Origin of the sequence: Streptomyces cyaneofuscatus, from assembly GCF_033109485.1 — a bacterium.
In the GTDB taxonomy this organism is placed as follows: Bacteria; Actinomycetota; Actinomycetes; order Streptomycetales; family Streptomycetaceae; genus Streptomyces; species Streptomyces cyaneofuscatus.
Map to the genome: position 1 here is coordinate 8,052,529 of NZ_CP137002.1, position 17,844 is coordinate 8,070,372.

A 17,844-nucleotide genomic window follows, 5' to 3' on the forward strand; every position below is an offset into this window, starting at 1 on the left:
AGCCGTGAGCCGGCCCCGGCGGGGCTACCGCTCATGCCACGGTCCACTTCTGGTTGGCGGCTCCGGTGCAGGTCCACAGCTGGGCGCGGGTGCCGTTGGCGGAGGAGTTGCCGGTGGCGTCGAGGCACTTGTCGGCCGGGACGGAGACGATGTCCTGCGCGCCGGAGATCCCCCACCGCTGGGCGCCCGTCCCGTTGCAGTCCCAGAGCTGGACGAGGGTGCCGTTGGCGGTGGCCCCGTCCTTGGCGTCGAGGCACTTGCCGAGGGCCCGGATCGTGCCGTCGGAGCGTACGTCCCACTGCTGGGCGCCCGTCCCGTTGCAGTCGTAGAGCTGGACGGCGGTGCCGTTGGCCGAGCTGGCGCCCGCCACGTCGAGGCACTTTCCGCCGATGCCCCGGATGGTCCTGGCGCCGGGCGGCGGGGTGGTGGTGTCGGTGCTCACGCGCACGTAGTCCACGATGAGCTGCTGCGGGAAGCGGGTCGAACTGTCGGGGTCACCGGGCCAGTAGCCGCCGACCGCGAGGTTCAGGATCAGGAAGAAGGGCTTGTTGAAGACCCACTGCCGGCCGCCGAGGTCGGCGGGGGTGCGGGTCTGGTAGACGTTCCCGTTCACCGACCACCGGATGGAGTTGGGGCTCCAGTCGATGGCGAAGGTGTGGAAGGCGTCCGCGAAGGCCGCGCCGCCGGGCAGGGTGTAACCGGCGCCGATGCCACCGGAGCCGGAGTAGCCCGGTCCGTGCAGTGTGCCGTGCACGGTGCCCGGCTCGAAGCCGACGTTCTCCATGATGTCGATCTCACCCGAGGCGGGCCAGCCGACGTTGCCGAAGTCGTTGCCGAGCATCCAGAAGGCGGGCCAGATGCCCTGGCCGCGCGGGAGCTTCATGCGCGCTTCGACGCGCCCGTACTGGGCGGTGAACTTCCCGGCCGTGTTGAGACGGGCCGAGGTGTACTCGCACCGCCCGTACCAGCAGTTGTAGTTGGCCGGGTTCTCCCTCTTCGCCGTGATGACGAGGTTGCCCTGGCCGTCGAGCGCGGCGTTGTTCGTCCCCGAGGTGTAGAACTGCCGCTCGTGGTTGTTGACGTTGTCGCCGGTCTCCAGCTGCCACCTGGAGGTGTTGACGCCGGAACCCGCCGGCCCGTCGAAGTTCTCGTCGAAGGTGACGGCGGCGGGGGCGACCGTACCGGAGTCCGGGGCCGGCGCGGCCTGTACGGCGGTGGGGGAGAGGGCGGCGAGAGAGAGGCAGGCGGCAGCGGCCAGCCAGGTGAGGGATCTGTGGCGCCAAGGCGTACGCACGGGGCATCACATCGCTTTCGTGGGGGTGTGAGGGGATGGGGAGAGCGGAGTGCAGGGCGACGTGTGCATGACAGAACGCCGGGCGCGCTGACGGCCGTGTTATGGACACGAAGTGAAGTGATCTGGGGATCGCCGGGGACAGCAGCGTTCAACAGTTGGCGCTACTGATTTAAGGAGCGCGCCGCAGACCCGTCAAGACGTTCGTCTGGACCAATTCCCTTCACGGACGGTCGACTTGACGTCCCACCGCCCGACGAGAGAGCAGCCTTCCCGGTGCCGTGGCGGCGTCTCTCGCCTCCCTCGGCCGAGGAGTCCAACCAGTCGCTTTGTCTCCCCAGTAGAGAAAGTTGAGGCCAGGTACGTCAAAGGGCTTTCTGGTCCGCGAAAAAGCCATTACCTTCCTGCTCTGTACCGAATGACAAGGCCTGAGTGCTCCTCCCTCCCCCCGGGAGCACCCATGCCTCCCCGGCGCGACGGCGCGCGCCTGTGCTCCAGACCTCACCCCGTCACCACACGGAGGATGCGCGTGCACAGGAGACTCACCCGACCCGTCGCGGCGCTGGCCTGCGCCCTGCTCGCCGCAGCGGGTGCCCTCACCGCCCAGCAGAGCCCCGCCGCGGCGGCGCCCGAACCCGGGACAAGCGTCGCTGCCGACGAGTTCCAGCAGGTCACCCTCGCCAAGGGGGTGGCCGAGACCGGCGAGCCGATGACGCTCGCCGTGCTGCCCGACCGGTCCGTCCTGCACACCTCACGGGACGGCACCCTCCGCCTCACCGACGCCGCGGGCACCACGAAGACCGCCGGGAAACTGGACGTCTACTCGCACGACGAAGAGGGCCTCCAAGGCGTCGGCGTGGACCCCGCGTTCACCACCAACCGCTTCGTCTACCTCTACTACGCGCCGAAGCTGACCACGCCCTCCGGCGACGCGCCCGCAGGCGGATCCGCCGCGGACTTCGCCCCCTTCGACGGCGTCAACCGGCTCTCGCGCTTCGTCCTCAGAGCCGACGGCACCCTCGACCCCGCCAGCGAGAGGAAGGTGCTCGACGTCCCCGCGAGCCGCGGCCTGTGCTGCCACGTCGGCGGAGACATCGACTTCGACGCCCAGGGCAACCTGTACCTCTCCACGGGTGACGACAGCAACCCCTTCGCCTCCGACGGCTACACCCCCATCGACGAGCGGCCGAACCGCAACCCCGCGTACGACGCGCAGCGCTCCTCCGGCAACACCAACGACCTGCGCGGCAAGGTGCTCCGGATCAAGGTCGCCGCCGACGGGAGCTACACCATCCCGTCCGGCAACCTCTTCGCACCCGGAACCGCGAGGACCAGGCCGGAGATCTACGCCATGGGCTTCCGCAACCCCTTCCGGATGAGCGTCGACAAGCCCACCGGCATCGTCTACCTCGGCGACTACGGCCCCGACGCGGGCACGGCGAACGCCGGGCGCGGACCCGCCGGACAGGTCGAGTTCAACCGCATCACCAAGGCCGGCAACTACGGCTGGCCCTACTGCGTCGGCAACAACAGCCCCTACGTGGACTACAACTTCGCCACGTCCACCTCGGGCGCCACGTTCTCCTGCGCCGCACCGAAGAACACCTCGCCGAACAACACCGGCCTGACCGACCTGCCCCCGGCCCAGCCCGCCTGGATACCGTACGACGGGGGCTCCGTCCCCGAGTTCGGCAACGGCTCCGAGTCACCCATGGGCGGGCCCGTCTACCGCTACGACGCCGCCTCGACCTCCACGGTCAAGTTCCCGCAGAGCTTCGACGGCGACTACTTCGCGGGCGAGTTCGGCCGCAAGTGGATCAAGCGCATCGAGCAGGGCTCCGACGGCACCGTACAGTCGATCAACGCGTTCCCCTGGCAGGGCACCCAGGTCATGGACATGGCCTTCGGCCCGGACGGCGCGCTCTACGTCCTCGACTACGGCACCGGCTACTTCAACGGCGACGCCAACAGCGCGGTCTACCGCATCGAGTACGTCACCGGAGGCCGCGCCCCGCTCGCCAAGGCCACCGCGAACCGCACCTCGGGCCAGGCCCCCCTCGCGGTCGCGTTCTCCTCGGCCGGGACCTCCGACCCCGACGGCGACCCCCTCACGTACGCCTGGAAGTTCGGCGACGGATCCACCTCCACAGCCGCGAACCCCTCGCACACCTACACCGCCAACGGCCGCTACACCGCCGAACTGACCGTCTCCGACGGCACCGGCAACACCGCCACCGCCTCCGTCGTCATCACCGTCGGGAACACCGCACCGACCGTCACCCTCGATCTGCCCGCCGACGGCTCGATCATCGACCCGGGCGCGGCCGTCCCCTTCAAGGTCACCGTCACCGACCCCGAGGACGGCACGATCGACTGCTCCAAGGTGAAGGTCACCTTCATCATCGGCCACGACAGCCACGGCCACCCGCAGACCTCCGCCACCGGCTGCTCCGGCACCGTACAGACCATCGCCGACGGTGAGCACGACCCCAACGCCAACATCTTCGGCGTCTGGGACGCCGAGTACACCGACAAGGGCGCGAACGGCCAGCCCGCCCTGACCACGCACGACCAGAACATCAGCCAGGGCAGCAAGCGCCAGGCCGAGCACTTCGGCGGCTCCGCCGGCATCCAGATCGTCGACAAGGCCTCGGCGAACGGCGGCAAGACCGTCGGCTACATCGACAACAACGACTGGATCTCCTTCACCCCCTACATCCTCGGCAACGCCACCAAGCTGACCGCCCGGGTCTCCTCCGGCGGTGCGGGGGGCACGCTGGAGGTACGGGCCGGCTCACCCACCGGCACCCTGCTGGGCTCGGCCGCGGTCCCCGTCACCGGCGGCTGGGACACCTTCCGGGACGTGAGCGCGGACCTGACCAACCGCCCGGCCTCCACCACCACGCTCCACCTCGTCTTCAAGGGCGGCAGCGGCTCGCTCTTCGACCTGGACGACTTCACCTTCACCACCGGCCAGACCACCCCGGCCGGCCGCGACCTCAAGGGCATCGGCGGCAAGTGCGCCGAAGCCGCGGGCGGAGCGAGTGCGGACGGCACCCAGATCCAGCTCTGGACCTGCAACCAGACGGCAGCCCAGAAGTGGACGCCCGGCACGGACGACACGCTGCGCGCCCTGGGCAAATGCCTGGACGTCAGCGGCGCGGGCACGGCGGACGGGACGAAGATCCAGCTGTACGGGTGCAACGGCACAGGCGCCCAGAAGTGGGTGGCACAGCCTGATGGCACGTTGAAGAACCCGTCCTCCGGCAAGTGCCTGGACGCTTCCGGAGCTTCCTCGACGGACGGCACCAAGCTCCACCTGTGGACCTGCCACACCGGCGCCAACCAGAAGTGGACCCTGTCATGAACCGACGCCGCACTCGCCTCGCCTGCTGGGCCGCCGGCGCCCTGCTCGGCGCCGCCGTCCTGCCCCCGGCGGTCTCCACGGCCTCCGAACAGGCCCCGGCCGCCCCCGCCCGTGCGGCCGCGGCCGCCGCCGACCCCGCGTACGACGTGCTGGTCTTCTCCAAGACCGCCGGTTTCCGCCACGACTCCATCCCGGCGGGCATCGCCGCCCTGCGCCAGCTGGGCGCCGCCAACAACTTCACCGTCACGGCGACCGAGGACGCCGCCGCCTTCACCCCCGCCACCCTCGCCGGCTACGAGGCGGTGGTCTTCCTCTCCACCACCGGCGACGTCCTCAACGCCGCCCAGCAGACCGCCTTCGAGGGGTACATCGAGGCGGGCGGCGGCTACGTCGGCATCCACGCGGCGGCCGACACCGAATACGACTGGACCTGGTACAACGGCCTGGCCGGCGCCCTGTTCAAGTCCCACCCGCACATCCAGCCGGCCACCGTCAAGGTCGAGGACCGCGCCCACGACGCCACCGCGCACCTCGGCCCCACCTGGCAGCGGACCGACGAGTGGTACGACTACCGCACCAACCCGCGCAGCTCGGCCCACGTCCTGGCCTCGCTCGACGAGTCCACCTACAGCGGCGGCACGATGGGCGGCGACCATCCGATCGCCTGGTGCAAGGACTACCGGGGCGGGCGCGCCTTCTACACGGGCGGCGGCCACACCCAGGAGTCCTTCGCCGAGCCCGCCTTCCGCCGCCACCTGCTCGGCGGCATCCGCTGGGCCGCTGAGATGACGGAGGCCGACTGCCGCCCGGAGACCGGCTACACCACGCTGTTCGGCACCTCCGGGACGGCGGGCTGGAAGCAGGCGGGCCCGGGTTCCTTCACGCACGCGAACGCGACCCTCACCTCCCAGGGCGGCCTTGGCCTGTACTGGTACCAGGCCAGGGAGTACACCTCGTACTCCCTGAAGCTCGACTGGCGCCAGAGCGGGGACGACAACAGCGGCGTCTTCGTGGGCTTCCCCGCTTCCGACGACCCGTGGTCGGCCGTCAACAACGGCTACGAGATCCAGATCGACGCCACCGACACCCCCGACCGCACCACCGGCGCCGTCTACGGCTTCAAGTCGGCCGACCTGGCGGCGCGGGACGCCGCGCTCAACCCGCCGGGGGAGTGGAACACGTACGAGATCCGGGTCGAGGGCGAGCGCCTCCAGCTCTTCCTCAACGGCCGCAAGATCAACGACTTCACCAACACCGACCCCGTGCGCAGCCTCCAGCAGGGGCACATCGGCCTGCAGAACCACGGCGACGGCGACGACGTGTCCTTCCGCAACATCCGCATCAAGGAGCTCGGAGGCGCGACCGGCCCCAGGGAAGGAGCCATCACGGGAATCGGCGGCAAGTGCGTCGACGTGGCCAACGGGTCGAGTGCGGACGGCACCCAGATCCAGCTGTGGACGTGCAACCAGTCGACAGCCCAGAGGTGGACGGCCGGCGCGGACGACACGCTGCGCGCCCTGGGCAAGTGCCTGGACGTCAGCGGCGCCGGGACGGCGGACGGTACGAAGATCCAGCTGTACGGGTGCAACGGCACGGGCGCCCAGAAGTGGGTGGCACAGCCTGACGGCACGTTGAAGAACCCGTCCTCGGGCAAGTGCCTGGACGCCTCGGGAGTCTCCTCGGCGGACGGTACCAAGCTCCACCTGTGGACCTGCCACACCGGCGCCAACCAGAAGTGGGTCCTCCCCAGCTGAGGGGACCTCTCGACTCCGGGGCCGCCGCGGGAGGCGGCGACCCCGGAACCGGCCGCCACACGGGGCCGGTGACGGCGGCGGGGCGCAACGCCGAAACGCGCCGCCGCCGTTCTCAGCCCGGTAGCCGGACCGCACCGCTTTTCCCGCAACCGACCACTGCATTAAAAGAGTTGAGACAAGCTCGTTGACAGCCCTCCCGCGCCGCAGGATTCTGAGAGCGCTCTGAGAGCGCTCTCATATTCAAGGTGATGCGCTCACCGTTCCACCCACGGATCCACCCCGATGAGGAGGACGAGCATGCCCGCTCCCTGGAAAAGCCTCGCTTCACTGACCGCCGCGCTGGCCCTCGCCGCAGGTCTGACCACCGTCGTCGGTGAGACCGCCGCCGAGGCGGCGGTCCCCGCGACCATCCCCCTGACCTTCAAGAACGACTCGGGCCGCAGCGACCAGATCTACGTCTACAACCTGGGAACGGAGCTCTCGACGGGCCGTCAGGGCTGGGCCGACGCGAACGGTGTGTTCCACCCCTGGCCGGCCGGGGGCAACCCGCCCACCCCGGCACCGGACGCGTCGATCACCGGCCCGCGCAATGGGCAGTCGATGACGATCCGAATGCCGAAATTCTCCGGCCGGGTCTACTTCTCGTACGGCCAGAAGCTTGTCTTCAAGGTCACCACCGGTGGTCTCGTCCAGCCCGCGGTGCAGAATCCGAGCGACCCGAACAGGAACATTCTGTTCAACTGGACCGAGTACACACTCAACGACGCGGGCCTGTGGATCAACAGCACCCAGGTCGACATGTTCTCGGCTCCCTATTCCGTCGGAGTCAAGGCCCCCAGCGGAACGGTCAAGACCACCGGCCGCCTCAAGCCGGGCGGCTACAACGCCGTCTTCGCCTCCCTCAGGAACCAGCCCGGAGGCTGGTCGGGCCTCATTCAGACCAGGCCTGACGGAACGGTCCTGCGCGCTCTGTCACCCGGCCACGGAGTCGGCGCCGGCGCCCTGCCGTCCGGCACCTTGAACGACTACGTCAACCGGGTCTGGAGCCGCTACAGCAGCTCCACGCTGACGGTGACTCCGTTCGCGCACGAGCCGAACACCAAGTACTACGGCCGGGTTTCCGGGAACGTCATGAACTTCACCAACAGCGCGGGCGCGGTCGTGACCTCGTTCCAGAAGCCGGACTCGGACAGCGTCTTCGGCTGCTACAAGCATCTGGACGCCCCCAACGACCTGGTACGCGGCCCGATCTCCCGCACCCTGTGCGCGGGTTTCAACCGCTCCACCCTGCTGAACGGCGCGAACCACCCCGACAACAACGCGGCGAACTTCTACAAGGACGCCGTGACCAACCACTACTCCCGAGCCATCCACGCACAGATGGTGGACGGCAAGGCGTACGGCTTCGCCTTCGACGATGTGGGCGCCCACGAGTCGCTCGTCCACGACGGCAACCCGCAGGAGGCCCTGATCACCCTCGACCGGTTCAGCTGACCCGTCTCTGTTCCCGGGCGGGGTGCGCCGCGGACTGCTCCGACCTGTACCTGGGGGAGGGGGAGACCGCTCGCACCCGGCCCGGGAAGCGCGGCGGAACAGACGCATGTCCGGACGCATACGACGTGGCCCGGTGCTGCGTGGTGCCCTCGCCGCGGTGGTGGCGGGCGCTGTGATGACGGGGATCCTCAACGCCCCGGCGCAGGCCCCCGCTCCCGACACGGCCCCCGACCCGTCGGTGGCCGCCGCGGCCAAGCCCGCAACGACCGAGGCCGAGGCGCTGGCCGTCGCCGCCCGGAGCGGGCAGCAGGTCGAGGTTCTCGGCATGCGCACCGCGCGCAGGGAGGTCTTTGCCGAGCCCGGCGGACCTTCACGGCACGCGAGTACGTTGACCCGGTCCGTACCTTCCAGAACGGTACTTGGGTCGACATCGACCGGACCCTCGTACGGGTCCTGGTTCGCCTGGTCGCCCATCTTCAGCCGGTACGTGGCGGCCACGGCCTCCAGGTTCATCAGAGCCCGATTCCCCGGAAGACAGCCCCAGCCGTTGCTGCCGTCATCACCGCCCGTCAGCAGCCACAGTGCACTCAACTCGACGGGTATCCGAGTGCTGAGGCCGTCATCCAAGGCGGCGATGTCGACAGGATCGGCTCCAGCACGGAGCGCGCCATAAGAGTCGGGAGCATTCAACTCCAGCCAGCGGGTGATGCACTGCCACGCGTCGGCGATCTCTCGGATGGCACCGGCCTCGGCGGCGGGCCGGCGTCGCTGGGCACTCTGGTCCTCGCTGTGCTCCCGGACGGCGGGCTGCGTGGAGGGAACCGGGTTCACGTACCTGATCTCGATCCGGTCAGGCTCGCGAATGTAGCCGATAGTCAGCGTTGGGCAGTCCTCGAAATGGTCGCCATCGACTGTCACGCTGAGGATGCCGGGCAGACCCGAGACCTCACCCATGTCCGGGTCATCAGCGAGCTGGCCCGCCAGCACTTTCAAGGCGTACGGGACCCCAGCTCCGAGCTGGGCAGCAGAGTCGCGTATCTGAGGGGGGATCTCGACGTTCACGCCTGGCGCTCCTTGCTGGTCGAAATGAGGGCAGCCCTCACACAGTAGGTCGCCTCAGCACGTCGCCTGAAACGTCTAGGGGCGGCAGGTGATGCGGTGATGCTTCTGGCCGATCCTTGGGCGACGGATGCAGCGGGGGCGTCGTCCGTCGCGCGGCCGGGCGTTCACAGGGCTCGGGCGCCACGGAAGCCGCCCGGCCGTGCTTGCGTCACCCGGCGCGTGGACGCGCCGGGACATCACCCCTGCCTACAGCCGGAACTGGAGGTCGAGGACGTTGGTGAGTTCGACTTCGAGTCCGTGCGCGCGGCGTCCGTTGTCGCGGAAGTAGGTTTCGCCGAGGGCTTCGGCGGTGAGCTGGAGCAGTTGGTTCTCGTCGAGGCCGGCGGCTTGGGCGTCGAGGAGGCGGGCGGCGTGGTGGGGTGGGAGGGCGAGGGTGAGGTGGCGGACGCGGGACTGGTCGGTGGATCCGGCGGCGGCGGTGTAGCCGAAGCGGGCCTGGACGTCGATCATGATGCCGTCGGTGGTGGCTGTTTTCTGCCGGGCCCGGGCTCTGACCTGCGGCTGCCACCGCGTGCGGACCTCCCCTTCCAGCCGGGTGGCCAGCTGCGGGCGGGGCTGCTTGATCCGGCCCTTCACATATCGCTCCACCGTGCGCCGGCTGATGCCGAGCAGCTCGGCGACCTGATGGGTGCTGCCCCGGTGCTGGCGCACCAGGTAACGCATCTGGGCGCCGGCGGACTTGGGCGCCGGGCGCGTGAACGCCTGCTGCACGGCCCGGCCGGGCTTCTCCTCAACGGTGAGCATCCGCCGCGCTCCCTATCCTCCGGTGTCCCGGGCGGTGACCTCACCGGTCTTGATGTACCGGGCCAGGTTGGCGACTTTGCCCTCCGCAGCGAGCTGTTCCAGCACCCCGATACCCCACAGCACGTTCTGGGTGCCCTCGTGCTTGACCATGCCGGGGGAGATCCCGAGACGGAATGACCCGGGCACGGTCTTGCCTCTTGGTCGTAGGGCAGGACGTCCAGGGGGCTGGGGCCGTCGGCGGTGTAGACGGCGCAGTCGGACAGGACCGCGACCGGGTAGCGGCCGGTGGCCGCGGCGAGGGCGACCATCTTGCGGTGCATGTTGACCCGGGCCCGCGAGATGACGGCAGCCCGGATGTCGGGGCGCCACGTCGGCCGGGCCAGCGCGGGCCACGCCTGCCCCGGCACCCACCCGCCGCCCCGGGCCTTCTCCTGCAGCTTGCCGATGCCGCCCTTGACGGTCATCTTCACCGCGTCCACCACGATCCCCAGCTCAGGATCCCGCCCCTTGTAACCGTCCATCGCCTTCAGGAACTCACCGAGGGCAGCTTCTCCGCAACCTTGAGGTCGGCCATGGTGGCGACGGCGAAGCCGGGTGCTGGCCCAGGGATTCGCCGGTGAGCTGGGCGGTGGCATTGCTGATCTGGTCGATGGCTCCTCCAAGCCGCCCCCCGACCTGGGTGGCGAAGGCGCCTGTCGACACAGCAACAGCACGCAGAAGCGATGGTGGTTGAAGCGGCGTAGGTTCTCAGTCGATACCGTCGAACGGTCGGGTGAGGTATCCAGAACTGGCCGCGCACCGAGGCCAGGCCAGTCCGCCTTCTTCGGAACCGCCTCGATCACCCACAGCGTGAACGTACTCTGCCCGACAGGACGGCCGCGCTGCAGCCAGTTCTGGACGAACTGCGTTCCGGTGCACATGGCGTACCGGGATTTCACGGCGAACAGCCGGCCTCCTTGGAGGCCCTTCTTGCACTCGTTCTTCGTCATGGTCCGTGACGGTTCGGGGTACGTCGCCGCGGCCGGAGACAGGTCGCCGGTGGCCACCTTTCCTGACAGGTTCGAAGCCTTGCGCAGGTGAAGGCTGGCCGGGGTGACCGCCTCGGCCGGTGCCTGCCCGGATGCCCCGGCGGTTACGGGAGCGCGGCCTTCCAGTCCACCCCCTGGCGTTGCAACGTGTTGAGGGACGGGGCGGTGGCCCCGGCCGGGAGCGTGTAGGTGTGCATCTCCGTCCTGTCCGGGCGGGGATCGACTGACGCGCTTCCCGGCATTCCCAACGGCAGTACTGCTACCGCAGCCAGAGCTGCCCACACCTGCCTGCGGCGGGCATGGCGATAGTGGATCCGAAACAAGAGGCCCCCCTCGACTCGCGTGCCGGCGCCCGGCACGAACGGTCCCTGCCTATCGCAGACCCACGCCTAGGTGGCCAAAGCGGCCGCAAGTATTCACACATTTGGCCGAATTGGTGCTCTTGGCATTGCCCAAGCCGCTCCAGGACCCGAAGGTGGCAGCCCGATCAGCTTGTTTTTCACGTCCGCCGCTGAAGTACCAGTTGACCACCAGTGGCCGATGCGACAGTGGTGGGACCTTGGTGTGATCATGTGCGTTGTCGAGACGCTGTTGATCATGCCAAGGCCGCGAGGGTGACTCTGCTGCACGACGCTGTCCGCGTCGAGTCCCTGACCGTGTTCTCCCGGTTCCGGACCGACTTCTACGACTGCCTGACCGCCCGCGCGGACGCGTTGTTCGAGCTGACGGACTGGTGCCCCACCGTCCGCGACCCGCGCGAAGCGGTCCTTCCGCTGCGGCGGTTATCCTCGCCAGCTCGGTAGAAAGCCGCTGCGGCTCCGGCGATGCCCGGACGGTAGCGGGTCGCGGGGCCTTGTCCAGCGCGGTCTCCAGACGGTGGAGTTTTTCGTCGCGGCTGTCGAGGGTGAGCTGGTGGACGGCCTCCTCGGCGGGGAGCAGGCGTTCCGCGCGCAGGGTGAGAGTGCGGACGCGGGCGCGTTGAAGACCGAGGCCAGTGAGGAGCTTGCGGGTGGTGGCAGCGAGGGCCGGGGAATGGGTGGTGGCTTCGGTGAGGGCTCGGGCGCGGGAGGTCTGAGTGCGGTCGGCGTAGGCGACGGTGAGGGTGAGCGCTTGGGCGATCTCTCCGCTCGCCCGTAGTCGGCCGCCGACTTCTTCAGCCAGGCCCAGCACCGTGCTGTGACGCCGCTCGGGATCGAGGTCGTCGTGGTCGAAACGGTGACCGGCACTCAGGGACTTGGGGGCAACGCCGGGGACGACGGGGCGTTCGTCGAGTCCGCGGGCCCGGTCGTGGGCTTGGCGGGCGGCGGCAGCTCCGAGGATGCGTTGGAGGGTGGTCAGTCGGGTGTCGGCGATGTCGCCAACGGTGTTGATCCCGTAGCGGGCCAGGGTGCGGGCGGTCTTGGGCCCGGTGCCGGGGAGAGCGGAGGCCGGTTTGGTGCGCAGGAACGCGGCGATCTCGTACGGGTTGTCCCGCACCACCGTGGCCGCGCCCGGCGAGGTGGCGTCGGCGGCCATCGCCGCGATCGAGCGCGTAGGCCCGGCCCCAGCCGAGCACTCCACGCCGTGGAGGGCGAGCAGCCGCAGCCGGAGCACGGCGACCAGACCATCGGTGTCGCGGCCCCAGTAGGTCAGGGCGCCGGTGAGGTCGACGTAGGCAGACCAGTCGGCGGGCTGGGGTTCGACGCGGGAGCTGATGCCGTCGACGACCGTGAGCAGCTGCCTGTACAGCTCCTCAGTCCGTTCGGCGGGGTGGAAGTGGATCCGCAGGATCGCGCGCGTACGCGGCTGGCTGGTGGTGTTCATCCTGGGCTCCCGGGGCTTTTGTGGCCGAGACGGGTGAGGTCGGCCGAGCGGTTTCCGGCGGGCTGGAGGTCGCTCCAGGGGTGCAGGCGGGCTCCAGCGGTGCCGTCGGGAATCGTCCGCCCGGGTCCGGGCTGGGCGGGTGTGGGGGAGGGATCCTGGCCGAGCAGGTCGAGGACGGCCTGGGGCCCGGGGGTAGCGCGAGCGGTCGCGAGTTCATCGAGGTCCCAGGCCATCTCGCCGACGACGGTGCGCCGGGGGCCGCGGGCTTCCACGGTGCCGCGTACGAGGAGCAGCCCGTGGTGGAAGACGGTGTACGCGCACCACTCGTGGGAGTCTTCGAAGAACGCCAGATCGACCAATCCGCTGCCGTCTTCGAGGGTGACGAAGATGATCCGTTTGCCTGAGGCGATGGGCGGGGTCTGGGTGGAGGCGCGGACGCCGGCGACCAGGACGCGCTCTCCGGGGTGCATCGCCCGCAGGTGCTTGGCGTCGGTGGCGCCGATCTCGCGTAGGAGGCGGTGATGGTCTTCCATGAGGTGCCGGGAACGTCGATTTTGAGGACGCGGAGTTCGGCGTCGAGGCGTTCGCGGGCGGTCATCTCCCGCAGCCCGGACGCCCCGGCCGTGTGCGGGGTGGTGGCGAGCGGCAGCTGCCCGGCTCCGGGGCGGGTGCGGGCTTGGCGGTGGAGCTCGGTCGCCTGGAGCAGCAGGTCCCGCCGGGACGCCTCGCCCTTGACCTGGTCGAGGGCGCCGATGCTGATGAGGCGTTCGACGGTGGGGAGCTTGGGGTGGGTGCGGGCGTAGATGCTGAGTGGGAGTTCGTCCGGCCGTTGCTGCCCGTGTCGTTGCGGGGGCGGAAGCGGCTGGACGACCGTAGGGTCCTGAACGGGATCGTGTGGAAGTTCCGGACCGGGACAGCCCTGGCGGGACGTGCCCGAGCGCTATGGTCCGTGGGCCACGCTGCATACCCGTTTCCGCAGGTGGGCGGCGGACGGGACGTTCGACCGAATGCTGCGGGCCGCCCAGGCGAAAGCGGACGCGGCGGGCGACATCGAGTGGCTGGTGTCGGTCGATTCCACGATCGTCCGGGCCCACCAGCATGGGGCGGGGGCTCGAAAAGAGGGCTCCGCGACCCGGCCCCCGGGCGGTCCAGGGGTGGCCTGACCAGCAAGATTCATCTTGCCTGTGACGGCAGAGGCCGTCCGCTCGGCTTCGTCGTCACGGGCGGCAACACCAACGACTGCACCCGGTTCACCGCCGTGATGGAAGCGATCCGGGTGCCCCGGATCGGACCGGGGCGACCCCGCACCCGGCCCGATTACCTCCTGGGCGACAAGGGCTACAGCTCGAAAGCGATCCGCGCCTGGCTCCGCCGCCGCGGCATCCCTCACACGATTCCCGAGCGTGCCGACCAGGTCGGCAACCGGGCCAGGCGGGGCAGTCGCGGTGGCCGCCCGCCGGCCTTCGACCGCGAGGCCTACAGGCACCGCAACGTCGTGGAACGGTGCTTCAACCGCCTGAAGCAGTGGCGCGGCATCGCCACCCGCTACGACAAAACCGCCCAGTCCTACAAAGCGGCCGTCACGCTCGCGTCACTCCTGATGTGGGCGTGACATTTGACGACAGAACCTAGAGGTGTTGATGTCGACGGGTAGGACGGGGACGTTGTGGCGGCGGGCGTCGGCGACGATGACGCGGGCTGGTTGTTCGCGCTTAACTGTCATGTCTCATAGGGTAGTTGGAGCGAACCCTCGAACGCATTTGTTGGGTGTTCCGTCGGACCCGGCCGGGTCCGGCACCGCCTCAAGAGCAAGCTGATCAAGGGAAAGAAGCACGGGGGCGTCTGGGACGAATGGGTCGTCGCCGCCGAGGCCTACGAGGCGGCCGGCGTCGCCCGCGAACTCGCCGGCCCCGACGCATCCCACCTCTTTCCCTCGGCCCTCAACTTCAGCGGCCGCGACAGCCGTTACGAACGATTCTTCGAGTGGGTCAACAGCGAAGAGGGGGCCCGTCTCGGGCTGGCTCCCATTCCGCCGGATCCGCTCATCCTGCGGCGGACCTTGGCCCTTGAGATCGCACACCGCCCCGGTGGACTGCTGGCCGCGAAGATCCAGCTCAAGCACCTGTCCGTGGTCACCACCGAGGGCTACACGAACCGGCCCGGAGGCGCACAGGCCAAGTTCCTCGCCGAGATCGGCGAGGCCGAGCACGGCCGCAACCTCGCCCTGACCCTGGAGGCCTTCCGCGACTTCCAGGCCGGCCGCCAGCCGGCCGGGCTGGGTGCCCGGGATCTGATCAACTTCTTCAAAACCGTCGAAAGTGAACCCCAGAAGGGCGCATCGGCTCCGCAGGTCAAACCCAGTGACCAGGAAGTGATCAACCTGCTGGCGCAGCGGGCCGGCACCTTGCACCTGGGCATCGCGAACTACTGCTGGTTCATCGACCCGGACAAGGCGCTCTGCCTCAAACTCGCCCAGGCCAAGGACCGCAGTCGCCCCTTGGTCGGGATGTGTGACTCCGCCCGATGCCCGCAGGCCACCCACCACCCCTGCCACCGGCCCGTCTGGGCATCGGCCGCGGCCAGCAGCGGGGTCTTCATCGGCAAGATCGGCCGGTCCCAGAAGGACGAGAAGGCGCGGCTCACGGCGGAAGCAGAGCGGGCCGACCAGGTCGTCGCGGGCATCGACGCGGCGCTGGTGGCTGCCACTGGAGGAGCACATGGGCAGGATCAGTGAGAGCGACCGGAGCCGGAACGAGGAAGCGATCCGGGCCGCCATGGACCGCCTCCTTCGCGGAGAACTGCCGCCCGGCGGCCGCTGCGACCTCAAGACCCTCGCGGCCGAGGCCGGAGTGACCCGCACCGGCTTCTATCCGAAGAAGGACCGCGACGGCAGCGTCCGTGAAGGGCCCTACCAGCACCTCGGTGACGAGTTCGTACGCCGCCTGGTGGCTCGCCGGGAGGCCGGGGAGATGCCGGACCCCAGAGACGCACAGATCGAGCGTCTCAAGGCCCAGAATGCCGAGTTGAAGGACCGCGTCGCCGCCAGGGACACGGCCATCGAGGAGCTGACCGCGTTCAAGAAGCTCGCGCTGTCCCGGCTCGCCGCCCAGCAGGAAGAGATCATGCGCCTGCGCAGCCCCGATCCGGCGCCGCCGGCCCGGCTCACCGCAGTCTCCCGGAACCACGGCGACGTCATCGGAACCTGCAGCTGACACTCCCGGCGGGGCGAGCCGCCTCGGACAACCGGTCAGCGGCCGGGCAGAAGGTCGGCGAGAAGGGCGGTGATGCGGGCTTGGATCTCGTCGCGGATCGGCCGGACCGCCTCGACTCCTTGCCCTGCCGGGTCGTCGAGTTTCCAGTCGAGGTACTTCTTGCCCGGGAAGACGGGGCAGGCGTCCCCGCAGCCCATGGTGATGACCACGTCGGAGGCCTGGACGGCTTGGGTGGTCAGCACCTTGGGCACCTCGGCGGAGATGTCGATGCCGACCTCGTTCATCGCTTCGACGACGGCCGGGTTCACCGAGCCGGCGGGGGCCGAGCCCGCGGAGCGGACCTCGACCTTGCTCTGGCCGAGATGGGTGAGGAAGGCGGCGGCCATCTGCGAGCGTCCGGCGTTATGGACGCACACGAACAGCACCGACGGCTTGGAGAGCATGGTGTCAGACACGGGCAGGGCCTTCCTCGGCGGCGGCCGCAGGGGCCGACAGGGGCTGGGAGCTGGGAAAGTAGCGGCGGGCGGCGAGCGCGACATAGACCAGACCGATCAGCACCGGCACCTCGATCAGTGGGCCGACAACACCCGCGAGGGCCTGCCCGGAGGAGGCGCCGAACGTCGCGATGGCCATCGCGATGGCGAGCTCGAAGTTGTTGCCCGCGGCCGTGAACGCCAGCGTCGTGGCCCGTGGATAGTTCAGTCCCACGGCCTTGCCCAGGGCCATGGAACCGGCCCACATGAGCGCGAAGTACACCAGCAGCGGCAGCGCGATCCGCGCCACGTCCAGCGGCTGCGAGGTGATCGCATCACCCTGCAGGGCGAACAGCACGACGATCGTGAACAGCAGCCCATACAGCGCGAACGGGCCGATCCTGGGGATCAGCTTCGCCTCATACCAGGTGCGTCCCTTGGCCTTCTCGCCCAGCTTGCGGGTCGCGAACCCGGCGGCCAGCGGGATGCCGAGGAAGATCAGCACGCTGCGGGCGATCTCCCACACCGACACGTTCAGCCCGGTCGTCTCCAGACCGAGCCAGCCTGGCAGGACCGAGAGATAGAACCAGCCCAGCAGGCTGAACGCGATCACCTGGAACACGGAGTTGAGGGCGACCAGGACCGCGGCGGCCTCGCGGTCTCCGCAGGCCAGGTCGTTCCAGATGATCACCATGGCGATGCACCGGGCGAGGCCGACGATGATCAGTCCGGTCCGGTATTCCGGCAGGTCCGGCAGGAAGATCCAGGCGAGCGCGAACATCAGCGCCGGCCCCAGCACCCAGTTCAGGACCAGGGAAGGGATCAGCAGGCGGCGGTCCCGGGTGACGGAGTCGAGCCGGTCATAGCGGACCTTGGCCAGCACCGGATACATCATCACGAGCAGAGCGAGCGCGATCGGCAGCGAGACCCCGGCGACCGTCACCTTCGCCAGTGCGTCCCCCAGGCCTGGGACCAGGCGGCCCAGGCCCAGACCGACGCCCATCGCGATGAGGATCCACACCGCGAGGAAGCGGTCCAGGAACGACAGCCGGGCCGCGACCGGCCCCGCCGGGGCGGTCGTTGTCTCGCTCACGACGCGGCCCCCGCCGGAGCTTCCAGGGGCTCAAGGTGCTGAGTCTGCGGGTTGGCGAGGGCGGCCGAGAGATGGTCGGTCATCTCGGGCAGCAGCCGGTAATACACCCACGTCCCGCGCCGTTCGGAGGCGATCAGGCCGGCCTGCTTCAGCAGCTTGAGGTGGTGGGAGATCGTCGGCTGGGACAGATCGAAGGCAGGGGTGAGGTCGCAGACGCAGATCTCCCCGCCCTCCCGCGAGGCGATCATCGACAGCAGTCGCAGCCGCACCGGGTCACCCAGGGCCTTGAACACCTTCGCCAGCTCGACCGCCTGGTCCTCGGCCATCGGGGCGGTCAGCAGGGTCGGGCAGCACCCCTCGGCGTCCTGGCCGATTACCACCAGCTCTTGTTTTGACATGCCTCTATGTTGACGTTTTTCGATCCAGGGCGCAAGGTTGCATCGAGAAACGTCAATGCAGCCCG

The 17,844-nt window shown here is 69.4% G+C and carries 12 protein-coding genes and 3 pseudogenes; 6 read left to right on the plus strand and 9 right to left on the minus strand.

Annotated features, from left to right (window positions below; translation table 11 throughout):
- Nucleotides 1-31: 31 nt before the first annotated feature.
- On the minus strand, nucleotides 32-1,294 hold the full coding sequence (locus tag R2B67_RS35600) for a ricin-type beta-trefoil lectin domain protein (protein ID WP_317824706.1): 1,263 nt from the start codon (nucleotides 1,292-1,294) through the stop codon (nucleotides 32-34).
- A 526-nt stretch (nucleotides 1,295-1,820) separates the two neighbouring features.
- Between R2B67_RS35600 and R2B67_RS35605 the strand changes: the two genes are divergently transcribed.
- The 3 genes from R2B67_RS35605 to R2B67_RS35615 all read left to right on the plus strand — a co-directional run bounded on the left by R2B67_RS35605 (nucleotide 1,821) and on the right by R2B67_RS35615 (nucleotide 7,906).
- Nucleotides 1,821-4,658, plus strand: coding sequence for a PQQ-dependent sugar dehydrogenase (locus tag R2B67_RS35605; protein ID WP_317824707.1), 2,838 nt, complete (start codon nucleotides 1,821-1,823; stop codon nucleotides 4,656-4,658).
- Nucleotides 4,655-6,412 (plus strand): ThuA domain-containing protein, encoded by a 1,758-nt coding sequence (locus R2B67_RS35610; RefSeq protein WP_317824708.1) that lies wholly within the window; start codon nucleotides 4,655-4,657, stop codon nucleotides 6,410-6,412. Before R2B67_RS35605 ends, R2B67_RS35610 begins: the two co-directional genes overlap by 4 nt.
- Nucleotides 6,413-6,709: 297 nt before the next feature.
- Complete coding sequence (locus R2B67_RS35615; protein ID WP_109981278.1) at nucleotides 6,710-7,906, plus strand: glycoside hydrolase family 64 protein; 1,197 nt, start codon at nucleotides 6,710-6,712, stop codon at nucleotides 7,904-7,906.
- 1,308 nt (nucleotides 7,907-9,214) lie between these two features.
- Here R2B67_RS35615 and tpg read toward each other — a convergent pair.
- From tpg to R2B67_RS35635, 4 genes and pseudogenes are all read right to left on the minus strand, one after another.
- Nucleotides 9,215-9,772: a telomere-protecting terminal protein Tpg gene (gene tpg / locus R2B67_RS35620; RefSeq protein WP_317824709.1), complete on the minus strand. Its 558-nt coding sequence runs from the start codon at nucleotides 9,770-9,772 to the stop codon at nucleotides 9,215-9,217.
- 12 nt (nucleotides 9,773-9,784) lie between these two features.
- Nucleotides 9,785-10,355 (minus strand): annotated as a pseudogene (locus R2B67_RS35625) (telomere-associated protein Tap); the annotation flags it as partial.
- Between the two features lie 817 nt (nucleotides 10,356-11,172).
- Nucleotides 11,173-12,603: a DNA polymerase Y family protein gene (locus R2B67_RS36130; RefSeq protein ID WP_398869543.1), complete on the minus strand. Its 1,431-nt coding sequence runs from the start codon at nucleotides 12,601-12,603 to the stop codon at nucleotides 11,173-11,175.
- A pseudogene (locus R2B67_RS35635) lies at nucleotides 12,600-13,405 on the minus strand (DNA polymerase III subunit alpha); the annotation flags it as partial. The gene R2B67_RS36130 and the pseudogene R2B67_RS35635, both read right to left, overlap by 4 nt.
- Between R2B67_RS35635 and R2B67_RS35640 the strand changes: the two are divergent.
- Nucleotides 13,391-14,215 (plus strand): annotated as a pseudogene (locus tag R2B67_RS35640) (IS5 family transposase). The pseudogenes R2B67_RS35635 and R2B67_RS35640 overlap by 15 nt on opposite strands.
- Nucleotides 14,216-14,329: 114 nt before the next feature.
- Here the strand turns inward: R2B67_RS35640 and R2B67_RS35645 are convergent.
- The gene (locus R2B67_RS35645; protein WP_317824710.1) at nucleotides 14,330-14,725 is read right to left on the minus strand and encodes a hypothetical protein; all 396 of its coding nucleotides are present in this window, start codon (nucleotides 14,723-14,725) and stop codon (nucleotides 14,330-14,332) included.
- A gap of 6 nt (nucleotides 14,726-14,731) precedes the next feature.
- Between R2B67_RS35645 and R2B67_RS35650 the strand changes: the two genes are divergently transcribed.
- Both R2B67_RS35650 and R2B67_RS35655 read left to right on the plus strand, forming a co-directional pair.
- Nucleotides 14,732-15,337: a hypothetical protein gene (locus R2B67_RS35650; protein ID WP_317824711.1), complete on the plus strand. Its 606-nt coding sequence runs from the start codon at nucleotides 14,732-14,734 to the stop codon at nucleotides 15,335-15,337.
- Nucleotides 15,321-15,815: a PilN family protein gene (locus R2B67_RS35655; protein WP_317824712.1), complete on the plus strand. Its 495-nt coding sequence runs from the start codon at nucleotides 15,321-15,323 to the stop codon at nucleotides 15,813-15,815. Before R2B67_RS35650 ends, R2B67_RS35655 begins: the two co-directional genes overlap by 17 nt.
- Before the next feature lie 35 nt (nucleotides 15,816-15,850).
- On the opposite strand, the gene R2B67_RS35660 is transcribed toward R2B67_RS35655, so the two are convergent.
- Genes R2B67_RS35660 through R2B67_RS35670 form a run of 3 tightly spaced genes read right to left on the minus strand, consistent with a single transcriptional unit; the run spans nucleotide 15,851 to nucleotide 17,779 of the window.
- On the minus strand, nucleotides 15,851-16,258 hold the full coding sequence (locus tag R2B67_RS35660) for an arsenate reductase ArsC (RefSeq protein ID WP_317825052.1): 408 nt from the start codon (nucleotides 16,256-16,258) through the stop codon (nucleotides 15,851-15,853).
- A gap of 4 nt (nucleotides 16,259-16,262) precedes the next feature.
- Nucleotides 16,263-17,381, minus strand: a complete 1,119-nt coding sequence (gene arsB, locus R2B67_RS35665) for an ACR3 family arsenite efflux transporter (protein ID WP_317824713.1) — start codon at nucleotides 17,379-17,381, stop codon at nucleotides 16,263-16,265.
- A complete protein-coding gene (locus R2B67_RS35670) occupies nucleotides 17,378-17,779 on the minus strand; it encodes an ArsR/SmtB family transcription factor (RefSeq protein ID WP_317824714.1) in 402 nt (133 codons plus the stop codon). Before R2B67_RS35670 ends, arsB begins: the two co-directional genes overlap by 4 nt.
- Between the last annotated feature and the right edge of the window lie 65 nt (nucleotides 17,780-17,844).

What these genes read in the sequence shown, in the direction of transcription:
- R2B67_RS35610 (WP_317824708.1), top strand. Translation starts at nt 4,655, where the DNA reads ATGAACCGACGCCGCACTCGCCTCGCCTGCTGGGCCGCCGGCGCCCTG.
- R2B67_RS35615 (WP_109981278.1), top strand. Translation starts at nt 6,710, where the DNA reads ATGCCCGCTCCCTGGAAAAGCCTCGCTTCACTGACCGCCGCGCTGGCC.
- tpg (WP_317824709.1), bottom strand. Translation starts at nt 9,772, where the DNA reads ATGCTCACCGTTGAGGAGAAGCCCGGCCGGGCCGTGCAGCAGGCGTTC.
- R2B67_RS36130 (WP_398869543.1), bottom strand. Translation starts at nt 12,603, where the DNA reads ATGAACACCACCAGCCAGCCGCGTACGCGCGCGATCCTGCGGATCCAC.
- R2B67_RS35655 (WP_317824712.1), top strand. Translation starts at nt 15,321, where the DNA reads ATGGGCAGGATCAGTGAGAGCGACCGGAGCCGGAACGAGGAAGCGATC.
- R2B67_RS35660 (WP_317825052.1), bottom strand. Translation starts at nt 16,258, where the DNA reads ATGCTCTCCAAGCCGTCGGTGCTGTTCGTGTGCGTCCATAACGCCGGA.
- R2B67_RS35670 (WP_317824714.1), bottom strand. Translation starts at nt 17,779, where the DNA reads ATGTCAAAACAAGAGCTGGTGGTAATCGGCCAGGACGCCGAGGGGTGC.